Genomic DNA, 493 nt, shown 5'->3' with positions numbered 1-493 from the left:
GCCAAAACGTGTACCGGGCGGCTCCACAGGTCGTCGAACATGCCGCCTGCAACGATGTCCCAGTCACCATCCCTCATCGCGCGGACAAGCTCTGGACTGCCCAAGCCCTCCAGAGTGCTGGAATAGTCCGGGTCAGACTCGGCCATCGACGGGTTGTCGGCCAGCTTGGCCGGGATGTACTGCCGGCGCTTGCCGCCCTCTTTCGGCGGCATTTGGGTTATCGCCTTCGGCGGCGCAATGTCGATGAACGCCGCTTTTACCCAGTTGTGCCCGACGCCCCCAGGGTTAGAGCCGCAAATGATGCGCGGGAACAGGCCGCGATAGCGCTCTGGCACCTTCAAGCCACCCAGGCGGCAGCGGCCGCGCAGGTAGCGGTAAATCTTCTCGGTGAAGTGCGTCAGCTCATCGATCAGAAGCACATGGATCTGCGCGCCCTGATACTTGATGACGTCCTTCTCGTACTGGCAGTGGCAAAGGTGGATCTTCGAGCCGT

General features: G+C 62.1%; 1 protein-coding gene. It reads right to left on the bottom strand.

What is annotated here, in order from left to right:
- The coding region (locus tag RVY79_RS17250; protein ID WP_317465701.1) for a terminase family protein at positions 1–493 on the bottom strand (493 nt) is incomplete at both ends.

Origin of the sequence: Chromohalobacter sp. HP20-39 (assembly GCF_033052815.1) — a bacterium.
In the GTDB taxonomy this organism is placed as follows: domain Bacteria; phylum Pseudomonadota; class Gammaproteobacteria; order Pseudomonadales; family Halomonadaceae; genus Chromohalobacter.
This window is presented reverse-complemented; position numbering and strand designations above follow the sequence as displayed.